This window comes from Micromonospora sp. NPDC051006, from assembly GCF_044456245.1.
In the GTDB taxonomy this organism is placed as follows: Bacteria; Actinomycetota; Actinomycetes; order Mycobacteriales; family Micromonosporaceae; genus Micromonospora.
The window spans coordinates 133,082-158,451 of record NZ_JBITFP010000007.1 but is presented as its reverse complement, the minus strand read 5'-3'; the positions used below and the strand labels follow the sequence as shown (position 1 = coordinate 158,451).

The window sequence follows — 25,370 nt, the reverse complement described above, 5'->3', positions numbered from 1 at the left end:
CCGGGTAGCCTTCACCCCCGTGATCGTGGTGAAGCGCCCGTGACGACCATCGACCGGGACGAGATGCGCGCCGAGCCGGCCCCGCCGTCCGGCGCGGCGCCGCGCCGCCCGCTGCCGCTGCGGGTCGCGGTGCCGGCGGCGGTGGCGGCCGGGCTGGCGCTGCTGCTGGCGTTCCCCCCGTACGGGGTGTGGCCGCTGGCGCCGGTCGGTGTGGCGCTGCTCGCCGTGGCGGCGCACCGGCGGCGGCTGCGCGCCGGCGCCGGGCTGGGCTTCCTGACCGGGGTGGCGTTCTTCGCGCCGCTGCTGGCCTGGACGAACCTGCACACCGGCTACCTGCCGTGGGTGCTGCTGTCGCTGCTGCAGGCCGGCTACCTGGCGCTGCTCGGCGCCGCCACCGCCTGGGTGTCGCCGCTGGCCGACCGGCTGCCGTGGAGCTGGGCGCCGCTGACCGCGGTGCTCTGGGTGGGGCAGGAGGCGCTGCGCGACCGGACCCCGTTCGGCGGGTTCCCGTGGGGGCGGCTGGCGTTCAGCCAGGGCGACGCGCCGCTGCTGCGCCTCGCCGCGATCGGCGGCGCGCCGCTGGTCACCTTCGCCGTCGCGCTCGCCGGTGGGCTGCTGGTGGCCGCCGGGTGGCGTCGGTGGGACGCCGCAGTGTGGCGTACCCCGCGGTGGCGCCCGGTGGCCGGGCTGGCCCTCGGCGCGGTGCTGGTCTGCGCGGTGGGACTGCTGGTGCCGGTGGGACGCGCCGGCGGCGGCACGGCGGTGACCGTGGCGATCGTGCAGGGCAACGTGCCGCGGCTCGGCCTGGACTTCAACGCCCAGCGGCAGGCGGTGCTGAACAACCACGTCGACGCCACCATCGAGCTGGCCGCGCGGGTCGCCGCCGGCGAGCGGGCCCGACCCGACCTGGTGGTGTGGCCGGAGAACTCCAGCGACATCGACCCGCTGCGCAACCCGACCGCGGGAGCGCGGATCTCCCAGGCCGCCGACGCGATCGGCGCGCCGATCCTGGTCGGCGCGGTGCTGCTCGGCCCGGGCGCCGGGCAGGTCCGCAACGCCGGCATCCTGTGGCGTCCCGGCACCGGCCCCGACCTGGATCAGCTGTACACCAAGCGCCACCCGGTGCCGTTCGCCGAGTACGTGCCGCTGCGTGACCTCGCCCGGATGGTGAGCAAGCAGGTCGACCGGGTGCGGGCGGACTTCGTGCCCGGCAGCACCCCCGGCGTGGTACGCACCGGCCCCGCCGTGCTGGGCGACGTGATCTGCTTCGAGGTGGCCTACGACGAGGTGGTCCGCGACACCGTCACCGGCGGCGCGCAGCTGCTCGTGGTGCAGACCAACAACGCCACCTTCGACGTGGCCGAGGCCCGCCAGCAGTTGGCCATGGTGCGGCTGCGGGCGGTGGAGCACGGCCGGCCGGCGTTGATGGCCTCCACGGTCGGTGTGTCCGGGTTCGTTGCCCCGGACGGGCGGGTAAGCGACGCCACCGGGTTCAACACCCGCGAGGTGGTGCTGCGGCAGGTGCACCTCGCCGACGGGCGCACCCTGGCCACCCGGCTCGGGTACTGGCCCGAGGTGGCGCTGGCCGCGCTGGCCCTGGCCGCCCTGGCCGGTGCGGCGGTGCTGCGCCGCCGGCGCGGGCAGCCCGGATAGGACCAGCCGGTACGCCGGCGGGAGCGGAGGGGGACCGTGAACGTGGCGACCGACACGCGACGGCGTAGCACGGGGGTGCGCGGCGTCGGCCGGGTGCTGGTGGTGATCCCCACCTACAACGAGGCCGACAACGTCAGCGACATCGTGGCCCGGGTACGCCGCGCCGCCCCGGCGGTGGAGATCCTCGTCGCCGACGACAACAGCCCCGACGGCACCGGGGTGATCGCCGACGCGCTCGCCGGCACCGACGAGCACGTGCACGTGCTGCACCGGGAGGGCAAGCAGGGCCTGGGCGCGGCGTACCTGGCCGGGTTCGAGTGGGCGCGCGAGCGCGGCTACGACGCGGTGGTCGAGATGGACGCCGACGGCTCACACGCCCCGGAGGACCTGCCCGCCCTGCTGGACGCCGCCCGGCAGGCCGACGTGGTGATCGGCTCCCGCTGGACCAGCGGCGCGCAGGTGGTGAACTGGCCGCTGCGCCGCCTGGCTTTGTCGCGCTGCGGCAACCTGTACGCGCGCCTCGCGCTGGGCATGCCGGTCTCCGACGCCACCGGCGGCTACCGGGTCTACCGACGCAGCGCGCTGGACGCGATCGATTTGACGTCGGTCTGTTCGCAGGGCTACTCGTTCCAGGTCGAGCTGTCCCGGCTGGCGCACCGGGCCGGGATGCGCATCGTCGAGGTGCCGATCACCTTCGCCGAGAGGGAACGCGGCAGCAGCAAGATGAGCCCGCTGATCGTGGCCGAGGCGCTGTGGCGGATCACCACGTGGGCGGTGCAGGACCGGCGGCAGGCGATCCGGCGCGGCCTGCACGGCACCCCCGACGGTCAGGTCCGGTGGCCCTGAGCCCGGTCGTGTCATGCTTGACGGGGGCGACACCGGCCCGTCGGGCGCCCCGGGATGACCGATGAGGTGAGATGCGCCGAGGACTGAGGTTCGTACCACTGGGTCTGCTGGTCGCGGTGGTGCTGGAGCTGGCGGTGTTCGTGCTGGTCGGCCGGGCCGTCGGGTTCGGCCTCGCGGTGCTGCTGGTGTTCGCGGCGTCGTTGCTGGGGCTGGTGCTGCTGCGCCGGGAGGGGATGCGCGCGTGGCGGGGCTTCCAAGCCGCCGCGCAGGCCGGTCAGCCGCCGGGACGGCAGGTGACCGACGGTCTGGTGGGTCTGCTGGGCGCCCTGTTGCTGGCGGTTCCGGGCCTGGTCAGCGGGGCGGTCGGGCTGCTGCTGCTGGTGCCGCCGGTGCGCCGGCTGGCCCGCGGCGGCGCGCAGCGGGCCGCGGAGCGCCGGGTGTCGTCGATGGTCGCCGGTGACCTGTTCGGGCCCCGCCGAGTGCGGGTACGCCGCGGTGAGCCGCAGAGCGCCCCCCGTCCGGAACCGGAGCAGCCGGTGGTGGTCGACGGCGGCCGGGCGATCGAAGGCGAGATCGTCGAGCGCTGAGCGCGGACACGACGGCGCCCCCGGGAAGCTTCCCGGGGGCGCCGTGTCGTCTCGTACGGGTCAGGCCCGGCCGCGGCGGGTGCGCACTTCCTGCAGCCGCTCGGCGAGGATGTCCTCCAGCTCCGCGATGGAGCGGCGCTCCAGCAGCATGTCCCAGTGAGTACGCGGCGGCTTGGCCTTCTTCTGCTCCGGCTCGTTGCCGTCGACCAGCCGGGCGACGCTGCCGTCGAACTTGCACTCCCAGGTCGTGGGGACCTCGGCGTCGACGGCGAACGGCACCTCGAACTGGTGGCCCTTGGCGCACAGGTACTCGCGGGTCTGACGTGGCGCGAGCTCCGTGTTGCGGTCGGATTCGTAGCTGACCGCGCCCAGGCGGCTTCCGCGCAGCATACGCTCGCCCATGATCGACTTCCCCTCGTTCGTGGTGCTGGTCTTCTGGTGTAACGGTCCGTCCCCGGTGGGCCATTCCCGCCCGAGGGCGTGTGCCGCCCACGGCCGGGCCTGAACAAGGGTAGCCGGCCGTCACGATAGCCCGGCGCGATCACTTCCGCCCGGGTCGGAACGGTGCGGTGTTTCCGATGTCACCGGCGATGTTAACCGCCCGGGCGGCCCGCAGGTTGCGCCCGGGCGGCGACGCGCGTCGGCGGCTGCGCGTCTCCGGTACGGTCTGGTGCTGTGGCGAACCAGCTGAACGTGCCCGGGATCCCGTTTCCACTCGTGCCCGCCGGGCAGTGGCGACTCGACGAGGCGACCGGCGCCGTGACGGTGTCGGCGGCGGCGCGCACCGACATCTTCGTCGACCCGGGCGGCGCCACCGGCGCGGAGAACGCCAGCACGCTGAACGCGGCGACGCTGCTCGGTCTTGCGCCGGAGGGCGACTTCCAACTCAGCGCCCGGGTCAGCGTGGACTTCGCCGCGACCTACGACGCCGGTGTGCTCATGACCTGGGTCGACGAGCGGCACTGGGGCAAGCTCTGCTTCGAGTTCTCTCCCGCCGGGGAGCCGATGATCGTGTCCGTGGTGTGCCGCGGCGCCGCGGACGACGCGAACTCCTTCGTCGTTGCCGGACGATCGGTGTGGCTGCGGATCTCCCGCATCGGCCGGGCCTACGCCTACCACGCCTCCGTCGACGGGACGGTGTGGCAGATGATCCGCTACTTCGCCCTCGACGGCGGCCCGGCGCCCGAGCGGATCGGCTTCGAAGCCCAGGCGCCGACCGGTGACGGCTGCCAGGTGAGCTTCGACGAGATCCGCTTCGCGGCCACCCGCCTCACCGACCTGCGCGACGGCTCCTGACCCCGCCACCCTGAGCGGCAGCCGCCCCGCCGCCCCGCAAACGGATGCGGCGGATCAGGCCGCCGGGGTCGGCGGCAGCGGCAGCGGCAACCCGGGCAGGCCGTCGATGCTGTGCGCCACGTGCTCCTTCTTGGCGAAGTAGGCGCTCAGCGACGCGTCGTCCTCCCGGGCGAACCGCTTGCCGTGCAGGTCACGGTCGGCGTCGTAGCTCAGGTAGGGCACCGCGTAGCCGCAGGTGTCCCGGATCAGCTCGGCGCGCACCACGATGATCGCCCGCAGCCCGTGCTCGCTGGTGTCGATGTCCGGGAAATGGCCCATCAGCCCCGCCCAGCGCGGGTCGTCCCGGAACACCGGTTCACCCCGGCCGTGCACCCGCACGATGTTCGGCGGGCCCTGGAACGCGCACCACATCAGCGTGATCCGGCCGTTCTCCCGCAGGTGCGCGATCGTCTCGGCGTTGCTGCCGGCGAAGTCGAGGTAGGCCACCGTCTGCTCGTCGAGCACCGCCCACGAGCCGCGCAGCCCCTTCGGAGAGAGGTTGATGGTGCCGTCGCCGGCCAGTGGCGCGGTGGCGGTGAAGAAGATGGGCTGCTCCTCGATGAAGCTGCGCAGCCGGCCCTCAATGCGCTCATGTGTCTTTCCCACCGCACCATCATCGTCCGCGCGGCCCGGACACCGGTACCCCCACCGGCCGGGACCGCCTCGTGGGACTGCCGGCGCTCAGCCGGGGTGCGGGTCGAGCCAGCCGGTCAGGTGGGCGTCGCGCCCGGCCACCGCGTCGAGGATCCGCCGCGCCCACCGGCCCGCCATCGGCAGGTAGTCGAACTCGTAGCCGGGCGTCGCGTCGATCAGGTCGGCGAACTTCGCCAGCTCGGCCAAGGCGGCGACCGGCTTGGCGACCTGCCACGCCTCCCGCAGCTCAGCGGGGGCGGCGAGGTGGCGCCACCCGTCGAGGTAGGCGCCGACCTGCCGGCGCGCCAGCGGCTCGGGCACCGCGTGCAGCCATCCGCCCAGGTCCAGCAGCGGGTGCGCGACGCGGGCGAAGCTCCAGTCGAAGAGCAGCGGCCCGTCCGCGCGGTCGGCCACGTTGCCCGGGTGCAGGTCGCCGTGGGCCAGGGTCAGCGGCAGCTCGAACTCGTCCAGCTCGGCGCAGCGGTCCTGCAACCACATCGCCACGCCGGTCAGGGCGGCCCGGTCCGCGCCGGCGCGGGCGGCGTCCCACAGCTCGCCGCGGCGGGTCAGCGTGGGTACCCGGGCGGCCAGGTCGTCCAACGTCGACAGCGGGGCGCCGGCGGCCCGCAACGAGTCGGTGCGCTCGATGCTGGCGGTCTGCATCCTGGCCAGCGTGCGCAGCGCGGCGGAGCCGTCGCGGGCCGGCGGCTGGGCCCCGAAGTCGGCGCTGAGCCACCAGCCGTGCGCGCTCGAGTGGGCCAGCACCTCGGGCACCGCGCGCGGCCACCACCGGGCGAGTTCGGTGACCACCCGCGCCTCGGCGGCCAGGTGCGGCAGGGAGGCCTTGAGGAACACCGCCCCGCCGGTGGTCGGCACCCGCAGCACCGTCGAGGTCGTCCAGTGCCGGATCTGGGCCGCCGGTCCGGTACGGCGTACGCCCCGCTCGGCCAGCGCCGTGTCGCACCAGTCGGTGGCGGCGGCCAACCAGCCCGCCCGGTACCAGGGTGGCGTCTGCTCCGGTGCGGGCCGGCGCCACCAGGCCCGCACCGGGCCGCCGTCGAACGCGGCCACGTCGTGCCAGGCGTACCCGGGTGACGGTTCCCCGTCGAGCGGCTCGGCCACGAACAGGGTGCTGTCCAGCGGTTCGAGCAGCGCCACCCGCAGACCGGTCTCGGCGGCGATCGCGGCGGGCAGTTGGCTGCTCGGCGGCGGCCACGCCTCGGTCAGCCGCAGCCGGGGCAGCGTCACCTCGGCATTCAGGCGGTGGCCGAGCACGCGGCGCCGGTCGGCCGTGCAGATGATCACGTCGATGTCGACCGGACCGGTGGTCGCCACCGCGGGCGTGTCCAGGTCGCTCACGCCGCCGCTCCGCTTCGCTCCGCGGCGGCGCGCGGCCGGGACGGCACCACCGGCCCGGGCCCGACCGGCTCCCGCCGGTGCCGCAACGACTCCACGCCGACCAGGTCATCGGCGATCGCGTCCGGGGCCTCGGTGTCGAACCGGGCGATCGCCCGGATCCGCGCGGCCACCGCCACCAGCACCGCGATGATCAGCCCGCAGAGCAGGAAGACGAACGCGATGCCGCGTCCCTCACCCACCCCGATCAGCCGCCCGACGCTGCCGGCGAGTCGACCGTCGGGCATCAGCATCGGCTCGAAGAGCGCGGTCGCGGCGGGCGCCACCACCGCGAAGCCCAGCGGCAACGTCGACCAGGAGATCATCTGGTTCAGCGCGGCGGCCCGACCGTGGTAGCGCTGGGGGATCTTCACCTGGACGATCGCCCGGTAGATGCCGGTGGTCAGGGTCAACCCGGCGGTGAGGCCGAACGCGCCGACGGCGACCAGCAGCGGGTCGGGTCGGGCGGCGATCACCACGCAGGCCACCGCCATGGCGAGGATGGCCAGCAGCACGCCGTGCATCGGCCGCCGCGACGGCCCGCCCCACAGGGCCACCGCCAGCCCGGCCAACGTCGCACCCAGTCCCGAGACGAAGGAGACCTGGGCTGCGTCGGCCAGCGCGCCGAACGAGAGCACCAGCGGGCTCAGCAGGATCAGCGGGGGCGCCAGGAACACGTTGAGCACCAGGAAGAAGAGCAGCATCGCCCGGAAGTGCCGGTGGCCCCAGGAGAAGCGGAACCCGTTGGCGATTTCCGCGGTCAGGGTTTCCCGCCGGTGCCAGCCCAACCTGGCCGGCCAGCGGATCGACGCGGTGACCAGCACCGCGACCGCGTAGCTGACGATGTCGATGACGAGGATGCCGTCCAGCCCGATGGTGGCGAGCATGCCGGCGGCGAACAGGGGCACGAAGAGCGTGCCCGCGCCGTTGATCATCTCGACGACACCGATGGCGTGCCGCAGGTAGCGCTTCGGTGCCAGCTGCGGGACGGAGGCGACGTAGGCGAGGCGTTGGAACGCGGTGGCCACCGACAGGCCGACCATCAGGCCGTAGATGTGCCAGATCTGCAGGGCGTCGGTCCACAGCAGCACCCCGAGCGCCAACTGGGTGGCCCAGGCGGCCACGTCACCGGCGATCAGCACCCGCTTGCGGTGGGAACGGTCCACGACCGCGCCGGCGAGTGGGGCGATCACCAGGCCGGGCACCAGGGCCAACGTCACGAAGAGCGCCAGTTGCATGACCGAGCCGGTGCTCAGGTAGATCCAGATCGGGATGGCCCACTGGGTGAACGCCGAGCCGATCAGCGAGACCATCTGCCCGGTGGCCACCCCGAGGAACCGGGGCATGCTCGGCTCGGCGGGGCGCCGGCGCGGCGGCGGGTCCCCGCCCGGTGGCCGGTCGCCGCCGGATGCCGCGGCCGGTTCGGGTTGCGCGCCGGCCCGGTGCACGCCGTGCAGCCACCAGTCGCTGTCCGGGCCGCGGGCCGCGCGGGTCAGGGCGGCGGCGTCGTCGTCGGCCAGCGCCACATGGGTACGGGTGACGACCTCGGCCAGCTCGGCGGCCCGGTACCGGTTGAAGTAGTGCCCGCCCTCGTCCAGCACCACCAGGGCGCAGGTGTCGGAGAGGAAGTCCCACTCCCGGAAGCGTTCCTCGTAGTAGTCGGTGGCCGGGTCCTGCTCGCCGATCACCGAGATGACCGGCGCGTCAATCCGATCGATCCGGCTGTCGAGCAGGCCGCTGTAGTAGTCCTCGGCGCTGCGGGTGTCGTGGCGCATGTTGCGGATCACCCGATCGACCTCGTCGAGGCCCAACTCCTCGATGTCGACGCCCCGGCCCACGAGGCGATTGATGAACGTGCGGTTGCTGCGGAAGCGTTCCAGCTCGGCCAGCCGGGACAGCCGCGACAGCACGCCGCGCGGGCGGGCGAACGGGAAGATGCCGCCCACGTACACCGCCTCGACCGGACGCTCGGCGGCCTGGAGGCGGCGGGCCACCTCGACCACGAGGGCGCTGCCGATGCCGCAGTGCCCGTAGAGCACCAGCGGCCCGGGAATGTCGCGCAGGATCTCGGTGACCGCGGCGTCGACCAGGTCGCCGAAGGGCAGCGTGTCCTCGGTGCCGCCGGCCTCCTGGTTGTGTATTGCCGCCGAGTAGAGCCGGTGCCCGGGCGGCATCGCGTCGGCCAGGGCCTGGTAGACCGCCGCGCTGCCGCCGCCGTACGGGACGCAGACCAGCGAGCGGACGTGCCCGGCGTCGGGGAGCGGGCGGGTCAGCTCGTGCAGCAGCCGGGCCGGCTGCTCGTCGGTGGCCGGCTCGTCGAGCAGCCGGGCCAGTTCGCGTACGGTGCGGCAGCGGAACAGGTCCATGAGGGACACCGCGCCGGTGCCGCCGCCGGCGGCCAGGGCGCGCCGGATCCGGGTGACGGCCTGCGCGGCCAGCAGCGAGTGCCCGCCGAGGAGGAAGAAGTCGTCGTCGATGCCGATCCGCTGCACCGGCAGCAGCTCGGTCCACACCTCGGCGATGAGCCGCTCGTTGGCGGTGCCCGGCGCGGCGAACTCCCGCTCGGTCTCCTGCTGGGTCAGGTCCGGATCGGGCAGCGCCCGGTGGTCCAGCTTGCCGTTCGGGGTCAGCGGCAACGCGTCGAGCAGCACGAACGCGGCCGGCACCAGGTAGTCGGCGAGGCTGCGCCCGAGGTGTTCGCGCAGCTGCGCGGGGGTGGGCCGGTGCGTGTCGTCGGCCGGCACCACGTAGGCCGCCAGTCGCCGGTCGCCGGTGCCGTCCGGCTGCACGACGACCGCGCAGGCCCGCAGGTCGGGGTGGCGTTGCAGGGTGGCCTCGATCTCGCCCAGCTCGATGCGGTAGCCGCGGATCTTCACCTGGCGGTCGACCCGGCCGAGGTACTCCAACGTCCCGTCGGCGCACCAGCGCACCCGGTCGCCGGTGCGGTACATCCGGGCGCCGGCCTCGCCGCTGAACGGCTCCGGCAGGAACCTCTCCGCAGTCAGCCCGGCCCGGTTCAGGTAGCCGCGGGCCAGCCCCTCCCCGGCGACGAAAAGTTCACCGGGCACCCCGACCGGCACCGGGTTGAGGTGCCCGTCCAGCACGTACGCGCGCAGGTCGTCCAGCGGCCGCCCGATCGGTGAGGCGGCGCCCCGGCGCACGTCGGCGCGGCGCAGCCGCTGCGCGGTGACGTGCACCGTGGTCTCGGTGATGCCGTACATGTTGACCAGCACCGGGGTGCTGTCGCCGTAGCGGCTGAACCAGTGCCGCAGCTCCCGCACGTAGAGCGCGTCACCGCCGAAGACGATGGTCCGCACCGACAGCTCGGCGAAGGACCGCTCGGTCTCGGTGAGCGTGGCGCGCAGCGCGCGAAACGCCGCCGGGGTCTGGTTGAGCACCGTCACTCGCTGCTCGGCCAGCACGTCCAGCAGCCGCTCCTGGTCGCGGACCGCGTCCGGCGGCACCACGACCAGCCGCCCGCCGGAGGCCAGCGCCCCCCACATCTCCCACACCGAGAAGTCGAACGCGTAGGAGTGCAGCAGGGCCCAGACGTCGTCGGCGCCGAAGTCGAAGTGCGCGTCGGCGGCGGTGAGCAGCCGCACCACCTGCCGGTGCTCCACCAGCACACCCTTGGGTCGGCCGGTGGAGCCGGAGGTGTAGATGACGTAGGCCAGGTCGGCGGGGCCGACAGGGCGGCGCGAGTCGGCCGGCACCGGCGCCGGGTCGTCCCGCGGCGCGTCCAGCCACAGCACCCGGCCGTCGTAGCTGGGCAGCTCGGCGGGGGAGCTCTCGTCGGTGACCAGCACCGGCGCGGCGGTGTCGGCGAGGATGAACTCGAGACGTTCGCGCGGGTAGGCCAGGTTCAGCGGCACGTACGCCCCGCCGGCCTTCAGCACGCCCAGGATCGCCGTCACGGTGCCCGCTCCGGGGCGCAGGTGCAGCGCGACCAGGGTGCCGGGGCCAACCCCGAGGCGGCGCAGCCGCCCGGCGAGGCGTTCGGCGCGGGCGTCCAGTTCGGCGTAGCTCAGCTGCTCGTCGCCGTGCACCAGGGCGATCGCGTCGGGGCGGCGCGCCGCCTGCTCCTCGAAGAGCGAGTGCAGCGTCCGCTGGACCGGGAACCGGGCGACCCGCCGGCCCCAGTCGTCGAGCACCTGCGTGCGCTCGGCGTCGGTGAGCAGGTCCACGCCGCGCAGCGGCGCGTCGGCGTGCGCGACCACGGTGCGCAGCAGCCGTACGAACCGCTCGCCGATCCGGCCGACGGTGGCGGCGTCGAACAGCACGCTGTTGTAGGTGAACTCGCACCACAGCTCGCCGGCGCGGGTCTGCACGACCAGCAGTTCCAGGTCGAAGCGGGTGGCCGCCAGGTCGAGGACCTCCCAGTGCACGGCCGGCCCGGCGCCCGCGGCGCCGTGGTCGCGCATCTGGTAGTTCTGCAGCGCGAAGGTGACCTGGAACAGCGGCGACCGGCTGACGTCGCGGGCCACGTCCAGCTCCGCGACCAGCTGCTCGAACTGCACCTCCTGGTGGGTCAGGCCGTCCAGCACCCGTTGGCGGGTGCGGGTGAGCAGGTCGCCGAACGACTCGTCCGGGTCGAGCTGGGCCCGCAGCGGCAGCATGTTGACGAACATGCCGACCAGGCCCTCCAACTCGGGGCGGCCCCGCCCGGCCACCGGTGAACCGACGGCGAAGTCGCGCTGGTCGGCGTGCCCGGCGAGGAGCACCTGGTAGGCCGCGAGCAGGATCATGTAGAGGGTCGCGTCGTGCCGGCGGGCCAGCGCGGTGACCGCGTCGGTGAGCGCGGCGTCCACCTCGAAGCGGTGCGTGGCGCCGTCGAAGCGCTGCGTCGGCGGGCGCGGCCGGTCCGTCGCCAGCTCCAGCGCGGGCACGTCGGCCAGCTGCCCCGTCCAGTGGGCGAGCCCGCGGTCCGTGCCGGGCCGGTGCCGCTGCCAGTAGGCGTAGTCGCCGTAGCCGACCGGCAGTGGCGGCCAGTCCGGCGCCGTGCCGTCCCGGCGGGCCCGGTAGGCGGTGAGCAGGTCACCGACGAGCACGTCGATGGACCAGCCGTCGCTGACGATGTGGTGGGTCACCAGCGACAGCAGCCGGCGCTGGTCGCCGTAGTCGACGAGCAGGGCCCGCAGCAGGGGGCCGGTCGCGAGGTCGAAGGGGACCGCCGCCTGCTCCCGGGCCAGCTCCAGGACCTCCTGGCGGGCGTCGTCCGGGTCGTCGGCGGTCACCGTCCGCCGCTGCAGCGGCACCGGTCCCGGCTCGGCGACCAGCACGCTCGGCTGGCCGTCGTCGGTGGCCGGGAACCGCATCCGCAGGCTCTCCTGCCGGGCGGCCACGTCGGCGAGCGCGTCGCGCAGCGCGTCGGGGTCGAGGTCACCGTCGAGCCACACCGCCACCGGCACGTGGTAGGCGGTGGCGCCCGGCGCGAACTGGTCCATGAACCAGAGCCGCTCCTGGGCGTACGACAGAGTGCGGGGCGCGTCGGCGGGCGCCCGGTCGAGGGTGCCGGCGGAGGCGCCGGCCGGTTGGCGCAGCAGCCGTTGCAGCAGGGCCTGCTTGGTGGCGGAGAGGGGCATCTCCGGGGCCGCCGACTCCGGGGCTACGGACATGAGGGGTCTACCTTTCCAGCGTGGCGAGGAGCGCGGCGGCCTCGTCCTCGGAGAGCTCGTCGAGCCGGGCGATCAGCAGCCGCTCCACCTCGACGGCCAGTTCGGCGACCGTCGGGTTGGCGAACAGCAGGTGGATCGGCACGTCCAGGTCCAGCAGGACGCCGAGTCGGGTGACGGCACGGCTGGCCAGCAGCGAGTGCCCACCCTGGTCGAAGAAGTTGTCGTGCACGTCGATCCGGTCGACCCCGAGCACCTCCGTCCAGGCCGCCGCGACCAGCTCCTCCGCCCCGGTGCGCGGGGCGGTGAACGACGCCGGCGCGTCCCCGGCGTCGGTCGGCTCGGGCAGCGCCGCGACGTCGAGCTTGCCGCTGGGCATCAGCGGCAGCGCGTCGAGCGCGACGAAGGCGGTCGGCACCAGGTGCGGCGGCAGCACGTCGCGCAGCGCGGCCCGCAGCGCCGCCGCGTCGACGTGGCCGGTGAGGTAGCCGACCAGCCGCTGCCCGCCGTGCCCGTCGGGGCGTACCGCCACCGCGGCCTGCCGGACGCCGGGCTGGGCGCGCAGCGCGGTCTCGATCTCGCCGAGTTCCACCCGGGCGCCGTTGACCTTCACCTGCCGGTCGAGGCGTTCGAGGAACTCCAGCGCTCCGTCGGCGCGCCACCGGCAGCGGTCGCCGGTGCGGTAGAGCCGGGCGCCGGGCGGCCCGAACGGGTCGGGCACGAACGCCGCGGCGGTCTCCGCGGGGCGGCGCAGGTAGCCGCGGCCGACCGGGCCGCCGCCGACGTGCAGGTGGCCGGGCACGCCGACCGGCGCCGGGTCGCCGCGCTCGTCGAGGACGTACAGCTGGGCGCCGGGCATCGGCACGCCGATCGGCACCGGGCCGGGCCGGGCGGCGTCGGGCGACACGGTGTACGCGGAAACGGCGATGGTCGTCTCGGTGGGCCCGTAGAGGTTGTGCAACGGCACCTGGTGGATCGCGGCGAGGCCGGCGGCGACGTCGCCGTCGAGCTGCTCGCCGATGCAGACGACCTGCCGCAGCTCGTCGGCGGCGGCGAGGCCGGGGTGGGCGACCAGGTGCCGCAGCACCGTCGGCACGCAGGAGAGCAGGGTGACCCGTTCGGCCCGGACGGTGTCGAGCACCGCGTCCGGGTCGAGCGCGCCCGCCGGTGGGGCGATCACCAGGGTGGCGCCGGCGACCAGCGCCGGGTAGACCTCCTGGCCGAACAGGTCGAAGCTGGGCGAGGCGAGGACCAGCAGCCGGTCGGCGGAAGTGATGCCGTGCCGCTCGACGAACCAGGTGGCGTGCGCGGCGAGGGAGCGGTGTTCGATCATCGCGCCCTTGGGCCGGCCGGTGGAGCCGGAGGTGTGCAGCACGTAGGCCAGGCCGGCCGGGGGCACCGGGGTCGGCTCGCGGTCGCCGGGGGCCGGGCCGGCGTCGGGGTCGTCCACCCGCAGCACCCGGTACGCCCCGGCGGGCAGCGTGTCGGCCACCGCGGCGGAGGTCAGCACCACCTCGGCGGCGGTGTCGGCCATCAGCTCGGCGAGCCGCCGCGGCGGATATCCCGGGTCCAGTGGCACGTACGCGGCGCCGGCGCGCAGCACCGCGAGCATCGCGACCACCACGTCGGCGCCGCGCGGCAGCGCCACCCCGACGAGACGTTCCGGCCCGGCGCCGGCGGCCCGTAGCCGGGCGGCCAGCCGGGCGGAGCGCTCGTCGAGCTGCCGGTAGGTCAGCGACCGGCCCGCGTCGCGGATCGCGACCGCGTCTGCGGTGGCGGCGGCGTGGGCGCGGATCAGGTCGACCACGGTGCGGTCGGCCGGCGCGGCGGGCGGACCGGCGGCCCAGCCGGTGACGAGCAGCTCCCGCTCGGCCTCGGGCAGCAGCGGCAGCGCCGACAGGGGCCGCTGCGGCTCGGCCAGCCCGGCGCGCAGCAGGGTCAGGTAGCGCTCGACGATCCGCTCGGCGGTGCTGGCGTCGAAGAGGTCGCTGCGGTATTCGAGCCGGCCGGTGGAGTCGCCGACCTCCAGCAGCAGCTCCTCGCGGGCCACCCCGTTGCTGGTGCTCAGCCCCACGTCGCCGAGGTAGTTGAAGCCGAGCTGGTAGAACGGCTGCACCCCGGGCAGCCGGGGCGGGTTGAGCACCTCGACGAGGCGGGGGAGCGGCACATCCTGGTGTTCCCAGGCGGCGAGCATGGTCTCCCGGACCCGGCCGAGCAGCGCGCCGAAGCTCGGGTCGCCGCCGACGTCGATCCGGAGCACCAGGGTGTTCACGAACATGCCGATCATCGGGGTGAGTTCCGGGCGGTTCCGCCCGGCCACCGGCAGCCCGACGAGCAGCACGGTGTCACCGGTGAGCCGGTGCAGCAGCGCGGCGTAGCCGGCGAGCAGCACCATGGCGCTGCTCGCGCCGTGCCCGCCACCGACCTCGGCCACCGCGTCGCGCAGCCCGGCGGGCACCGGGAAGGTGACCTCCGCGCCGGGCCGGGCGGCCGAGGCGGTGCGCGGCCGGTCCGGCAGCAGCCCGTGCACCGGCGGCACGTCGGTGAGCCGTTGCCGCCAGTACGCCAGCTCGGCCGTCGCGGCGGCGCTGTCGGCCTGCTCGCGCTGCCAGACCGCCCAGTCCGCGTACTGGATGTCGAGGGCGGGCAGGCGCGGCGAACGCCGCTGCAGCGTCGCCCGGCACAGCTCCTCGATCTCGGCGATGAGGATGGGCGTCGAGCTGCCGTCGAAGATCGTGTGGTGCGCGGTGAAGAGCAGCGCGGGGCGCTCCGGGCGGTGCACCAGCCGGGCCCGCCACAGCGGCGCGTCGTCCAGCGGGAACGGCGCGGCCAGGTCGGCGGCGGTGAGCTCGGCCAGCCGGGCGGCGCGGGCCGCCTCGGGGAGCCCGCGAAGGTCGCTCTCCTCGACGTGGATCGGCACCTCGGCGCGGACCACCTGGGTGAGCCCGCCCTCGCCGGGTCGCAGCGCGGTGCGCAGCGGCTCGTGCCGGCGGGTCAGCTCGGTGAGCGCGGCGCGCAGCACCTCGGCGTCGGTGCCGGCCGGCAGCAGGACGGGTGCGCGAAGGTTGTACGCCGAAGCGTCGGTCCCGATCTGGCTGGCCAGCCAGATCCATTCCTGGGCGAAAGAGGCAGCGAAGACGTACTCGTTCGGCCTGGCCGGCACGTGCGTCCCCCCGTGAACACGTTGAAGCCGTATCGGTCAAGGCCGATGCTAGGGGAGGTTGCCGGCGGTGCCCTCCCGATAATCGCCACCAGTAAATATCTGAATGGACGGTTGATGAACGGAGGGTGACCAGGCATGGACGCAGCTGGTTGCTCAGCCCACCGGAACGTCGGCCCCGGCGCCCGCAGCGGGGCCGGTACCCAGCCGGGCCAGCGCCGCGGCGAGGTCGCTGACCTGGCCCGCGAGCTGGGCGACCCGCTGCTGGGCGAGGTCCCGGTCGGATTCGGCGGCGCCCAGCCGTACGGTCAGCTCGGCGAGCCGGTTCTCGGTGGTCGCCGCGGCCTGCCGGGCGGCGGCCAGTTCGCCGGCGAGCGCGTCGCGTTGCGCGGCGGCGGTGGCCAGCTCGGCCCGGAGCTGGCCGGCCGCCGCGTGCGCCTCCTGCCGCGCCGCGTCGGCCGCGCGGGCGTCGGCGTCGGCCCGGTCCCGGGCCCGGTCGGCCTGCTCGCGGGCCCGCACGGCGTCGGCCGCGCCGGCGCGGGCCCGGGCGGTGTCGGTACGTGCCTGTTCAATCTGCCGGCGGACGTCCTCGACCTCGCCCTGCCACCGCTCGGCGCGTGCGGCGGCTTCGGCGGCGGCGCGGGTGGCCCGTTCGGCGTCGGCGCGGGCGCTGTCGCGTTCGGCGGCGAGGTCGCCTACCCGGCGTCGCTCGGCGTCGCGCTCGGTGCGCACGGTCCGCAGCTCCTGCCGGGCCGCGTCGCGGTCCCGCTCGGCCTGCACCCGCAGCGCCTCGGCGGCGCTGGCCGTCTGCCGCGCCTCGTCGCGGGCCGCTTCGGCCCGCCGCGCGCGCTCGGCGTCGCGGTCGGCCTGTTCGCGCGCGCGGTCGGCCGCCGTGCGGGCCTCGTCGGCCTCGGCGAGCGCGACGCGGGCCGCTTCCCGGGCCTGCGCCGCGGCCGCCTCGGCGTCCTCGGCGTCGTGGCGGGCCTCGTCGCGCTCGGCCTGGGCGGCGGCCACGGTGGTGGCGGCCGCGGCGCGGGCCTCGGCGAGCTGCCGCTCCACCCCGGCCGGGGAGAGTTCGGCGTGCAGCGCCTCGGACAGCGACGCCACGATCTGGTCGAGCCGGTCCACCGCCTCCCAGGTGCGGGCCACCTGCCCGGGCAGGCCGGGGGCGTTACGGTGGCGCAGCCGGCTGTTGCGGGAGGCGCGCTGGCAGTCGCCGTCGTTGTCCCGGCAGTAGCGGAACGGCCGGCCCGCGCCGACGCGCTGTGGCACCGGCCGTCCACAGTGGGCGCAGGGGCGGGTGTCGGTAGGGGTGGGCTGGGCGTCCATCGAGGCTGAAGTCTAGTGGCGCGCGGGCCGGCCATCTCGCGGCGGCCGCCGGGCGATCAGGGCCGCGCGGGGTCGACGCTCGGGCACCCGGGGACGCGAGGCTCAGTTCCCGGCGCGGGCGGCCCGGTCCAGGGTGTACCTGCGTTGCAGCAGCAGCGCGGCGAGCATCACCACGGCCGGCAGCAGACCGAAGCCGTAGCGCACGGCGGCCAGCGCCGAGTCCGGCTGGACGACCGTCTCGCCGGCCGCGGAGGCGACGAAACCGCCGCCGGCCAGGCACAGGGCGTAGGCGTACGGGCCGAGCGCCGCGCCGGTGGCCTCAGTGGCCGTCCAGACCCCGGTGTAGGTGCCCGCGCCGACGGTGCCGGCGGCGCGGATCACGTCCGGCACCATCGAGAACGGCAGCAGCTGCATGCCGGCGAACGCGACACCGAGCACCGCCACCGCGGCCACCAGCACCGGCAGGCCGGCCGGGCGGCCCAGCGCGAGCACCAGCGAGCCGACCGCGAACGCGCCCTGCGCGGCCAGTAGCGCGCGCTGCTTGCCGACCCGACGGGCCACCGCCAGCCACCCCGGGGTGACCAGCAACGCCGGCGCGACGAACGCCCCGACCAGCACCGTGGTCAGGCCGGGACGGCCCAGCTCGTACTCGGCGTAGTAGGGGACCGCGGCGAGGACCAGGTGGGTGGTGGTGGACATGGCCAGGTAGGCGGCGACCAGCCAGCGGAACTGCCGGTCGCGCAGCGCCACCCGCAGGGCCCGCCATCCGCCTGCGTGCGCCGGCGCCGTCGCCGCCGCGACCCGGCGCAGCCGGCCGATGCCGACGACTCCGACCAGCATGGTGGCCAGCATCCCGACCGCGAGCAGCAGGCCCATCCGTTGGTAGCCGCCCCGGGTCGCGGCGTCGCCGCCGGTGAGCAGGGGGGCGAGCAGCCCGGAGAGCAAAATGCCCAGGGTGAGCACCACCATCCGGAACGCCATCAGCCGGGTGCGTTCGTGGTAGCCGATCCGCAGGTCGGCGGGGGTGGCCAGGTAGGGGACCTGGTAGGCGGCGAAGAGCAGGTTGCCGGCGACGAAGACGACGGCCACCCAGGCGGCTGCGGGGGCGCCGGTGAAATCGCCGGGCACCGCGAAGAGCGCGGCGAAGGCGAGCGGCAGGGCGCAGCCGAGCAGCAACAACCGTCGCCGGTCGCCGCGGTGGGCCTGTTCGACGTCGCAACGGTGCCCGACCCAGGGATGCAGCAGCACGTCGGCGACCTTCGGCACCAGCAGGGCCAGACCGGCCAGCCACGGCGCCACCGCCAGCACGTCGGTGAGGAAGTAGAGCAGCAGCAGGCCGGGGACGGTCACCCAGACACCCATGCCGAGCGAACCGGCGGCGAAACCGACCAGTGGTCCGCGGGGCAGGGTGGTCGCGTCCACGGTGGTCGGCTGCTGGTCGAGCCCGGTCATCGCCGTCTCCCGTCCGGGCACGCCCGCCCGCCAATCCAACAGTTGATGGATTGTAGGGGCAGAATGGCGGCCATGACCATGCCCCGACGCCGCCCGGGCCGACCCCGGCGCGACGAGACGCGACCGACCCGCGAGGTGGTGCTCACGGTGGCCACCGCGCTCTTCGCCGAACGGGGCTTCGACGCCGTCGGGCTGCGGGAGGTCGCGGCGGCCGCCGACGTCGACGTCGCCACGGTCTCGCACCACATGGGTACGAAGGCGCAGCTCTACGACGCCTGCTTCGCGTGGGTCTTCGCCGCGGAACGGGAGGTGCTCGAGGCCGCGGCGGAACGCGCCCGATCGGCGCTGGCCGCCGGCCCGGAGGCGGCGCGCCGGGCGCTGCACAATCTCGTCGACACCTTCGTCGACTTCCTGGAGGAGCGGCCGGAGACCACCGCGCTGTGGCTGCGCCGCTGGCTGGAGCCGCACCGGCACGCCGACCTCGACGAGCGGTACGCCACCCCGCTGTACCAGCTCGTGGCGCAGCTGCTCACCACCGCCGCGTCCGCGGGCGCGCTGGTCGAGTCGACCCCGCACATCACCGTGCGCAGCCTGGTCTGGGCGGTGCACGGTCACGTGGTGGCCATCCAGGCGGCGGGCTCGTCGGCGGCCCGCGAGCGGCGCGAGTTCCGGGCCTTCGTGCACCACTTCCTCGACCGGATGTACGGCCCCGCCGGCCCTTGACGGACGGACCCGGCCCGACAATTATCCATCAGACGTTGGATTAGCCGGGGGGAGACGCGGATGGGCGCGCAGCCGACAACGGCGGTGATCGGCGCCGGGGCGGCCGGACTGGCCACCCTCAAGGCCCTCGCCGACGCCGGCGTGCACGCCGTCTGCTTCGAGGCCACCGACCAGGTCGGCGGCCTCTGGGTGTACGGCTCGCCCGGCTCGCCCGCGTACCGGACCCTGCACCTGAACACCAGCCGGGGGCGCACCCAGTTCGCCGACCACCCGATGCCCGACGACTGGCCGGACTACCCCGACCACACCCGCATCGCCGGCTACCTCACCGGCTACGCGGAGCGCTTCGGGCTGCTCGACGCCGTCCGGCTGCGGCACACCGTCGAGCGGGTCGTCCACCATCCCGACGGCACCTGGACGGTGCACGCCAGCGGACCGGACGGGCCGGTCAGCGTCACCGTCGACGCGGTGGTGGTCGCCAACGGCCACAACCGGGTGCCCAAGCCACCCGACCCCGCCTACCCCGGCACCTGCGCCGCCACCCAGTTGCACAGCCACGACTACCGCGGCCCGGAGCAGCTCGCCGGTCGCCGGGTGCTGGTCGTGGGCGGCGGCAACTCGGCGATGGACATCGCCGTCGACGCCTCGTACGCGGCCACCCGCACCCTGCTCTCCCTGCGCCGAGGGGTCTGGGTGGTGCCGAAGTACCTGCTCGGGCGCCCGTCGGACACCCTCAACGGGGCGCTGGCCCGGCGGCTGCCGTGGCGGCTGCGGCAACGGATCAGCCAGGCGATGCTCACCGCCACCGTCGGCGCTCCCACCCGCTACGGCCTGCCCGCGCCGGTCCACGGCTTCCTCCAGGACCACCCGACGCTCTCCGACGGGCTGCTGTCCCGGCTGACCCACGGCGACATCGAGGCGCGCCCGGGCATCGCCGGCTTCGACGGCCACCGGGTGCAGTTCACCGACGGCCGCAGCGACGAGGTCGACCTGGTCGTCTGGTGCACCGGCTACCGGGTGGACGTCCCGTTCCTCGACCGGGCGCTGCTCGCCGGCGGGGCGGACACCCTGCCGCTGTACCGGCACGTGTTCCACCCCGATGCCCCAGGCCTGACGTTCGTCGGTCTGATGCAGTCGACCGGGGCGGCGTTTCCCCTGGTCGAGGCGCAGGCCCGGCTGGTCGCCGCGCACCTCGCCGGCCGGTACGCCCTGCCCGACCCGCAGGCGCAACGGGCCGCCTGCCGTGCCGAGTTGCGGGCCGCGACCGCCCGCTGGGGGCAGCGCCGGCCGGCGATGCGGGTCGATTTCGACGCGTACCTGGCCGAGCTGGGCCGCGAGCTGACCGCCGGCGCCCGGCGCGCCCGCTCCGGAGCCCGGTCGTGACCCGGCTCGCCGGCCGGCGGGTCCTGATCACCGGGGCGGCCGGCACCTTCGGCCGGCACCTATGCGACGCGTTCAGCGCCGCCGGAGCCCGGGTGGTCGGGCTCGACCTGCACCCCACACCGGACAGCGCCATCCCGGTGCTGCGCTGCGACCTGACCGACCCGGGCGCGGTGTCGCCGGCGGTGCGGGACGCCGTCGACCGGCTCGGCGGGCTGGACCTGCTGATCAACAACGCCGGGGTCGGCGGTCCGGCCCCGGCCGAGCTGCCCCCCGACGAGGTGGTGCGCCACCAGTTGGAGGTGAACCTGCTCGCCTGCTGGCGGACCACCGCCGCGGCGCTGCCCGACCTGATCGCCACACGCGGAAGGGTGATCTTCGTGGCCAGCCGGATGGCGGTGCTGCCGCTGCCGCTCGCCGCCGCCTACGGGGTCAGCAAGCGCGCCCTGGTCGCCTACGCCGACGCGCTGCGCCACGAGGTCGGCACCCACGTCGGGGTGAGCGTCGTCTACCCGAGCATGGTGTCGTCGCCGATCCACGACAGCACCGCCAGGGCCGGGCTGTCGCTGCAGGGAGTGTCCCGGCCGGAGCCGGTGCAGGGCGTGGTCAAGGCCATCCAGCGCGCCGCCACCGCCCGCCGGGCGCCACGGGACGTGCCCACCACCGCCAGGGGCCGACTGGAGTTGACGCTCGCCCGGCACGCCCCCGGGCTGGCCGACCGGCTGGTGCGCCGTACCGTGGCCGCCCGGATCGCCGCCGGCGACCTGGACGCCGCGCCGCTGGCCGCCGGGATGCTCCGCCGCCACCGCGACGCCGCGGGCTGACCGCCAGGCAGCGGCCCAGCGTGCCAGTTCAGGGCGTGGCGACCGCGGCGCGGGACCGGTCGGCGGCGATGCGCACCGCCAGGGCGCCCAGCACGGTGCCCATCACCCAGCGCTGCACCCGCAACCAGAGCGGGCGGCGGGCGAAGAACCCGGCGAGCGTGCCGGCGCTGAGCACGATCAGCGCGTTGACGGTCAGCGCCACGGCGATCTGGGTCAGGCCGAGCAGCAGGCTCTGCGCGGCGACGTGCCCGCGCTGCGGGTCGACGAACTGCGGCAGCAGCGACACGTAGAGGATCGCGATCTTCGGGTTGAGCAGGTTGGTGACCAGGCCCATGGTGAACAGCCGGCGAGGCCGGTCCGGTGGCAGCGGGGCCGGGTTGAAGGGTGACTGCCCGCCTGGGCGCAGCGTCCGCCAGGCCAGCCAGAGCAGGTACGCCGCGCCGGCCAGCTTCACCGCCGTGTACAGCGCCGGCACCAGGACGAAGACGGTGGCCAGCCCGGCGACCGCGGCCGTCAGGTAGACCCCGAAGCCGGCGGCCACCCCGAGCAGCGAGATCAGCCCGGCCCGGCGGCCCTGGGTCACCGAGCGGGACACCAGGTAGACCATGTTCGGGCCGGGTGTGAGCACCAGACCCAGCGCCACCAGCACCATGCCGACCAGCGCACCCGTACCGACCATCGCCAGAACCCCCCGTCGTCGACCGCCGAAACCGACGCTACGCGTCGCGTCGGTCCCGACCGAGAGCCACCGACGGTTCCGTGGCCTGCGGGAAGCGAACGGCAACCGAGCGCGGGAGGGCTGTCCGTAGCCCGCGCCACCGGAGAAGCGGCGCGGGCTACGGAGGGCGCCGACAGCTCGCGGTCAGGCCGCGACGGAGGCCTCGGCGACCTCGTCGGCGCTCGGTCGTAGCTGCGGCGCGCCGAGCGTCACCACCAGGTTCGCGAGGGCGAACGCGGCGGCGACCAGCAGCCCTCGGTGGAAGCCCTCGACCAGGGCCGCCTGCTGCGACGCTCCGTCGGCGACCGCGTCGGTGACCCGGGTGACCGACATGGTGGTCACGACCGCCAGCCCCAGCGCGCCGCCGACCTGGTAGACGGCGTTCACCACGCCCGAGGCGGCACCGGCGTGGTGGTGCACGACGTCGGAGACCGCGGCGATCTGGGCCGGTACGCCGACCCACATGATGCCGAAACCGAACAGCAGCAGCCCGGGCAGCAACTCGTTCGCGTAGCCGCCGTCGGCACCGGCCTGGGAGAGGAACAGCAGCCCGGCGACGCTGAGGGCCGTGCCGACCAGCTGCATCGTCCGGGTGCCGATCCGGGAGACCAGAGCGCTCGCGACGATCGCGCCGACGATCGCGGCGACACCCATCGGCAGGAAGTGCACGCCGGCCTCCAACGCGGAGTCGCCCCGCACCTGCTGCAGGTAGATCGCGGTCAGGAAGAACATCGACAGGAAGGCGGCGCCGTTGAGGGCGAGCGAGCCGCCGGACACGCTCAGCGCCCTCGAGCGGAACAGCTGCAGGGGTACCAGCGGCGCCGGGGAGCGCGCCTCGACCGCTGCGAACGCGACCAGCAGCACGATCCCGCCGATCAGGCTGCCCGACACCTGCAACGAGCCCCATCCGCTGGACTCGGCGCGTACCACGCCGAAGACGAGGAGCAGCAGACCGACGGTGCTCAGCACGGCGCCGACCAGATCGAAGGTGCGGGCGCCGTCACGGTGAGCCTCGATGCGGCGTACGACGGCCGGCACGACGGCGACCAGGGCGATCACGATCGGCACGTTGACGAAGAAGACCCAGCGCCAGCTCAACGAGTCGACGAGGACGCCACCGGCGACCACGCCCAGCGTCCCGCCGAGCCCGGCGAGGCCACCCCAGACACCCATCGCGATGTTGCGTTCCCGCCCGTGGGCGAAGGTGACGGTGAGGATCGTGAGCGCCGCGGGTGAGAGCAGCGCGCCGCCGAGGCCCTGTACGGCCCGGGCGGCGATGAGCAGGCCCGGGTCGGTGGCGAGGCCGGCGGCGAGCGATGTCACGCCGAACAGGGCGAGCCCGGCGATGAAGACCCGTCGTGGGCCGAGCAGGTCGGCGGCCCGCCCGCCGAGCAGCAGGAAGCCGCCGAAGAGCAGCGTGTAGCCGCTGATCACCCATTGCAGGTTGTCGGGGGAGAAGTTCAGGTCGGCCTGGATGTCCGGGAGCGCGACATTCACGATCGTCACGTCGAGCACCACGACGAACTGGGCGAGTGCCAGTACGAGCAGGGTGGCCCAGGGGCTGCGTCGCATTACCTACCTCGGGATGGTTAGCCGGTACACGGAAATGATCTACGCCGTACATCTACAACGTATACCTAGATGTGTACGTAGTACACTGGCCGGGTGGCGAGCATGAGGCAGAACACAAGGGCGCCCCGGGGCCTCGACCCGGAGAAGATCGTGACCAGCGCCCTCGCCGTCGCGGACGCGGAGGGGCTCGACGCGGTCACCATCCGCCGCCTCGCCCAGGAGCACCAGGTCACCCCGATGGCGCTCTACCGGCACTTCACCGACAAGGACGACCTGCTCAACGCGCTCGCCGACCGGCTGCTCGCGGACGTCGTCCTCCCCGAGCCGGACGAGCGCCCCTGGCACGAGCAGATGCGCTCGGTGCTGGCGGCCTTCCTCGACGCCCTGCGCCCGCACCCGAGCGTGGCCCGACTCACCCTGCCCCGGATCCTCACCTCGACCCCGGGTCTCGCCCTGGCGGAGCGCTGCCTCGCGCTGCTGCGCGAGGGCGGATTCGACGTGCCGCAGGCGGCCGAGGTCGGCCGGCAGAGCATCTGCGCGCTGGTGGCGCTGGTCACCGCCGAGCCGCGGGTGGACCCGCAACCCGATCAGGAGAGCCCCGAGGAGGCCATCTCCGCCCGCCGGGCCACCATCTCCGGGCTTCCCGCCCGCCGCTACCCGAACGTCGTCGCCGCCGCCGACACCCTGGCCTACTGCACCGACCCGGCGCACTACTACCGGGTCGGGCTCGATCTCGCGGTCGCGGCGATGCGCGGGATCAGCCCGACGGCCGTCGTCTGAGCGGCCCGGATGCGGGAACGGCCGCGAGGCCGATCGCGTTACCGTGTGTCAGGGAGGTGCCGCCGGATGACGAACATGTGGGAAGCCACGGTGGAGGCGCAGATCCGCTCCGCCCAGGAGCGCGGCGAGTTCGACAACCTGCCCGGCGCGGGCAAGCCGATCCCCGGCCGGAACCAGCCCTACGACGAGTCGTGGTGGATCAAGAGCTTCATGGAGCGGGAGAAGCTGCCCAGCGAGCTGTTGCTCCCGACCCCGCTGCAGCTGCGTCGCAAGATCGAGCGGGTGCCGCACGACGTGCGCGACCTGCCCACCGAGCAGGCCGTGCGGGCCTTCTGCGCCGTGCTGAACGCCGAGGTCATGGCGTGGCTGCGGATGCCGACCGGCCCCAAGGTGGTGGTGCGGCCGGTCAACGTCGACGAGGTGGTCCGCCGCTGGCGCGACGAGCGCCAGGCCGCCGCGGCGCGACCGACGCCCCCGCCGGCCACCGGCTCGGCGAGTACGCCCCGCCGGGCCTGGCTGCCCTGGCGTCGCCGCACCGCGGCCTGAGCCCGCAGCGCGCACTCCGGCCGCCACAACTCGCAGGCGGCAGGTCGAGGCGGGGCAGCAGCAGCGACCCGCCGGCAGGCACACTGGGCAACGTGTCGATCATCCTGCGGGCGCCGGCGACCCGGTCCGCGCCCGAGCTGGTCCTGCGCGCCTGGCGCAACGACGACCGAAACGCGCTGCTGGCCGCCTACCAGGATCCGGTGCTGCGGCGGTGGACCCGGTTACCGGTCACCACCACGGTCGAGGCAGACCGATGGCTGGCCCGGATGCGGCAGGGCTGGCGAGACGGCGACCAGCTCAGCTTCGCCGTTCTCGAACCGGACCCCGGGGTCGGCGAGCGCCTGGTGGCGAACGTGGTGCTCAAGCGGGTCACCCCGGGACGCCCGGACGCCGAGGTCGGCTACTGGACAGCCGCGCCGGCGCGTGGGCGCGGCGTTGCCGGCCGGGCGCTGGACGCGGTCAGCCGCTGGGCGTTCGCCCGCTTCGCCGACAGTGGGCTGCGCCAGCTGGAGCTGCTGCACCAGGTGGACAATCCGGCCTCCTGCCGGGTGGCCGAGAAGACCGGCTTCCGCTTCCAGGAGGTGCTGCCCGCCCAGCCGCCGTTCCCGCGCGACGGGCACCGCCACGTACGCCGGGCCGACGCCGACGGGTGAGCCCGCCTCCCCGCGGCACCGCCGGCTGTTATCGTGGGGAACAGCGAAGATCGGGACCAGGGGGACCAGACATGGTGGGTGACGACGACATCTCCGGGTGATACCGGACATGCTCGGCCGCTGGGCCGGCGCGCGACAGCGCAGCCGCCGTGGCCATTCCGTCGTCTCTTTC

19 protein-coding genes are annotated in these 25,370 nt (G+C 74.8%); 10 read left to right on the top strand and 9 right to left on the bottom strand.

The genetic code is table 11. The features are described from left to right. Positions 1 to 63: 63 nt before the first annotated feature. The 3 genes from lnt to ACIBBA_RS14655 all read left to right on the top strand — a co-directional run bounded on the left by lnt (position 64) and on the right by ACIBBA_RS14655 (position 3,086). Positions 64 to 1,653 (top strand): apolipoprotein N-acyltransferase, encoded by a 1,590-nt coding sequence (lnt, locus tag ACIBBA_RS14665; protein WP_396697483.1) that lies wholly within the window; start codon positions 64 to 66, stop codon positions 1,651 to 1,653. Between the two features lie 36 nt (positions 1,654 to 1,689). After that, positions 1,690 to 2,499, top strand: coding sequence for a polyprenol monophosphomannose synthase (locus ACIBBA_RS14660; protein ID WP_396697314.1), 810 nt, complete (start codon positions 1,690 to 1,692; stop codon positions 2,497 to 2,499). A gap of 71 nt (positions 2,500 to 2,570) precedes the next feature. Beyond that, positions 2,571 to 3,086, top strand: a complete 516-nt coding sequence (locus tag ACIBBA_RS14655; protein WP_350874361.1) for an FxsA family protein — start codon at positions 2,571 to 2,573, stop codon at positions 3,084 to 3,086. Between the two features lie 60 nt (positions 3,087 to 3,146). On the opposite strand, the gene ACIBBA_RS14650 is transcribed toward ACIBBA_RS14655, so the two are convergent. Next, positions 3,147 to 3,488, bottom strand: coding sequence for an RNA polymerase-binding protein RbpA (locus ACIBBA_RS14650; RefSeq protein WP_007460094.1), 342 nt, complete (start codon positions 3,486 to 3,488; stop codon positions 3,147 to 3,149). 273 nt (positions 3,489 to 3,761) lie between these two features. Between ACIBBA_RS14650 and ACIBBA_RS14645 the strand changes: the two genes are divergently transcribed. Further along, entirely contained in the window at positions 3,762 to 4,382 is a 621-nt protein-coding gene (locus ACIBBA_RS14645; protein ID WP_396697311.1) for a DUF1349 domain-containing protein, read from the top strand. Between the two features lie 54 nt (positions 4,383 to 4,436). Here ACIBBA_RS14645 and ACIBBA_RS14640 read toward each other — a convergent pair whose 3' ends face one another. From ACIBBA_RS14640 to ACIBBA_RS14615, 6 genes are all read right to left on the bottom strand, one after another. Then, on the bottom strand, positions 4,437 to 5,027 hold the full coding sequence (locus ACIBBA_RS14640) for a pyridoxamine 5'-phosphate oxidase family protein (RefSeq protein ID WP_396697309.1): 591 nt from the start codon (positions 5,025 to 5,027) through the stop codon (positions 4,437 to 4,439). A gap of 75 nt (positions 5,028 to 5,102) precedes the next feature. Further along, on the bottom strand, positions 5,103 to 6,413 hold the full coding sequence (locus ACIBBA_RS14635) for a phosphotransferase (protein ID WP_396697307.1): 1,311 nt from the start codon (positions 6,411 to 6,413) through the stop codon (positions 5,103 to 5,105). Beyond that, entirely contained in the window at positions 6,410 to 12,064 is a 5,655-nt protein-coding gene (locus ACIBBA_RS14630) for an amino acid adenylation domain-containing protein (protein WP_396697305.1), read from the bottom strand. Before ACIBBA_RS14630 ends, ACIBBA_RS14635 begins: the two co-directional genes overlap by 4 nt. 7 nt (positions 12,065 to 12,071) lie before the next feature. Further along, positions 12,072 to 15,224: an amino acid adenylation domain-containing protein gene (locus ACIBBA_RS14625; protein ID WP_396697303.1), complete on the bottom strand. Its 3,153-nt coding sequence runs from the start codon at positions 15,222 to 15,224 to the stop codon at positions 12,072 to 12,074. A 153-nt stretch (positions 15,225 to 15,377) separates the two neighbouring features. Continuing rightward, a complete protein-coding gene (locus ACIBBA_RS14620; protein ID WP_396697301.1) occupies positions 15,378 to 16,550 on the bottom strand; it encodes a hypothetical protein in 1,173 nt (390 codons plus the stop codon). A 102-nt stretch (positions 16,551 to 16,652) separates the two neighbouring features. Beyond that, on the bottom strand, positions 16,653 to 18,002 hold the full coding sequence (locus ACIBBA_RS14615; protein ID WP_396697299.1) for an MFS transporter: 1,350 nt from the start codon (positions 18,000 to 18,002) through the stop codon (positions 16,653 to 16,655). A 72-nt stretch (positions 18,003 to 18,074) separates the two neighbouring features. On the opposite strand from ACIBBA_RS14615, the gene ACIBBA_RS14610 reads away from it, so the two are divergent. Genes ACIBBA_RS14610 through ACIBBA_RS14600 form a run of 3 tightly spaced genes read left to right on the top strand, consistent with a single transcriptional unit; the run spans position 18,075 to position 20,929 of the window. Then, positions 18,075 to 18,725 carry a TetR/AcrR family transcriptional regulator gene (locus tag ACIBBA_RS14610; protein ID WP_396697297.1) on the top strand — a complete coding sequence of 217 codons (651 nt, stop codon included), beginning with the start codon at positions 18,075 to 18,077 and terminating at the stop codon, positions 18,723 to 18,725. Positions 18,726 to 18,785: 60 nt separating this feature from the next. Continuing rightward, complete coding sequence (locus ACIBBA_RS14605; RefSeq protein WP_396697295.1) at positions 18,786 to 20,108, top strand: flavin-containing monooxygenase; 1,323 nt, start codon at positions 18,786 to 18,788, stop codon at positions 20,106 to 20,108. Next, positions 20,105 to 20,929, top strand: a complete 825-nt coding sequence (locus tag ACIBBA_RS14600) for an SDR family NAD(P)-dependent oxidoreductase (protein WP_396697293.1) — start codon at positions 20,105 to 20,107, stop codon at positions 20,927 to 20,929. Before ACIBBA_RS14605 ends, ACIBBA_RS14600 begins: the two co-directional genes overlap by 4 nt. A 28-nt stretch (positions 20,930 to 20,957) precedes the next feature. Here ACIBBA_RS14600 and ACIBBA_RS14595 read toward each other — a convergent pair whose 3' ends face one another. Both ACIBBA_RS14595 and ACIBBA_RS14590 read right to left on the bottom strand, forming a co-directional pair. After that, complete coding sequence (locus ACIBBA_RS14595) at positions 20,958 to 21,608, bottom strand: LysE family translocator (RefSeq protein ID WP_350874372.1); 651 nt, start codon at positions 21,606 to 21,608, stop codon at positions 20,958 to 20,960. A gap of 183 nt (positions 21,609 to 21,791) precedes the next feature. Beyond that, the gene (locus ACIBBA_RS14590; RefSeq protein ID WP_396697291.1) at positions 21,792 to 23,219 is read right to left on the bottom strand and encodes a DHA2 family efflux MFS transporter permease subunit; all 1,428 of its coding nucleotides are present in this window, start codon (positions 23,217 to 23,219) and stop codon (positions 21,792 to 21,794) included. A 102-nt stretch (positions 23,220 to 23,321) separates the two neighbouring features. Between ACIBBA_RS14590 and ACIBBA_RS14585 the strand changes: the two genes are divergently transcribed. The 3 genes from ACIBBA_RS14585 to ACIBBA_RS14575 all read left to right on the top strand — a co-directional run bounded on the left by ACIBBA_RS14585 (position 23,322) and on the right by ACIBBA_RS14575 (position 25,198). Continuing rightward, positions 23,322 to 23,999 (top strand): TetR/AcrR family transcriptional regulator, encoded by a 678-nt coding sequence (locus ACIBBA_RS14585; RefSeq protein WP_396697481.1) that lies wholly within the window; start codon positions 23,322 to 23,324, stop codon positions 23,997 to 23,999. A gap of 66 nt (positions 24,000 to 24,065) precedes the next feature. Beyond that, positions 24,066 to 24,545, top strand: coding sequence for a DUF1992 domain-containing protein (locus ACIBBA_RS14580; protein ID WP_396697289.1), 480 nt, complete (start codon positions 24,066 to 24,068; stop codon positions 24,543 to 24,545). Positions 24,546 to 24,637: 92 nt separating this feature from the next. Next, positions 24,638 to 25,198: a GNAT family N-acetyltransferase gene (locus tag ACIBBA_RS14575; RefSeq protein WP_396697287.1), complete on the top strand. Its 561-nt coding sequence runs from the start codon at positions 24,638 to 24,640 to the stop codon at positions 25,196 to 25,198. The last annotated feature ends 172 nt before the right edge of the window (positions 25,199 to 25,370 follow it).

What these genes read in the sequence shown, in the direction of transcription:
- ACIBBA_RS14630 (WP_396697305.1), bottom strand. Translation starts at nt 12,064, where the DNA reads ATGTCCGTAGCCCCGGAGTCGGCGGCCCCGGAGATGCCCCTCTCCGCC.
- ACIBBA_RS14595 (WP_350874372.1), bottom strand. Translation starts at nt 21,608, where the DNA reads ATGGTCGGTACGGGTGCGCTGGTCGGCATGGTGCTGGTGGCGCTGGGT.
- ACIBBA_RS14615 (WP_396697299.1), bottom strand. Translation starts at nt 18,002, where the DNA reads ATGACCGGGCTCGACCAGCAGCCGACCACCGTGGACGCGACCACCCTG.
- ACIBBA_RS14605 (WP_396697295.1), top strand. Translation starts at nt 18,786, where the DNA reads ATGGGCGCGCAGCCGACAACGGCGGTGATCGGCGCCGGGGCGGCCGGA.
- ACIBBA_RS14580 (WP_396697289.1), top strand. Translation starts at nt 24,066, where the DNA reads ATGACGAACATGTGGGAAGCCACGGTGGAGGCGCAGATCCGCTCCGCC.
- ACIBBA_RS14610 (WP_396697297.1), top strand. Translation starts at nt 18,075, where the DNA reads ATGACCATGCCCCGACGCCGCCCGGGCCGACCCCGGCGCGACGAGACG.
- ACIBBA_RS14585 (WP_396697481.1), top strand. Translation starts at nt 23,322, where the DNA reads ATGAGGCAGAACACAAGGGCGCCCCGGGGCCTCGACCCGGAGAAGATC.
- ACIBBA_RS14650 (WP_007460094.1), bottom strand. Translation starts at nt 3,488, where the DNA reads ATGGGCGAGCGTATGCTGCGCGGAAGCCGCCTGGGCGCGGTCAGCTAC.
- ACIBBA_RS14620 (WP_396697301.1), bottom strand. Translation starts at nt 16,550, where the DNA reads ATGGACGCCCAGCCCACCCCTACCGACACCCGCCCCTGCGCCCACTGT.
- ACIBBA_RS14655 (WP_350874361.1), top strand. Translation starts at nt 2,571, where the DNA reads ATGCGCCGAGGACTGAGGTTCGTACCACTGGGTCTGCTGGTCGCGGTG.
- lnt (WP_396697483.1), top strand. Translation starts at nt 64, where the DNA reads ATGCGCGCCGAGCCGGCCCCGCCGTCCGGCGCGGCGCCGCGCCGCCCG.
- ACIBBA_RS14590 (WP_396697291.1), bottom strand. Translation starts at nt 23,219, where the DNA reads ATGCGACGCAGCCCCTGGGCCACCCTGCTCGTACTGGCACTCGCCCAG.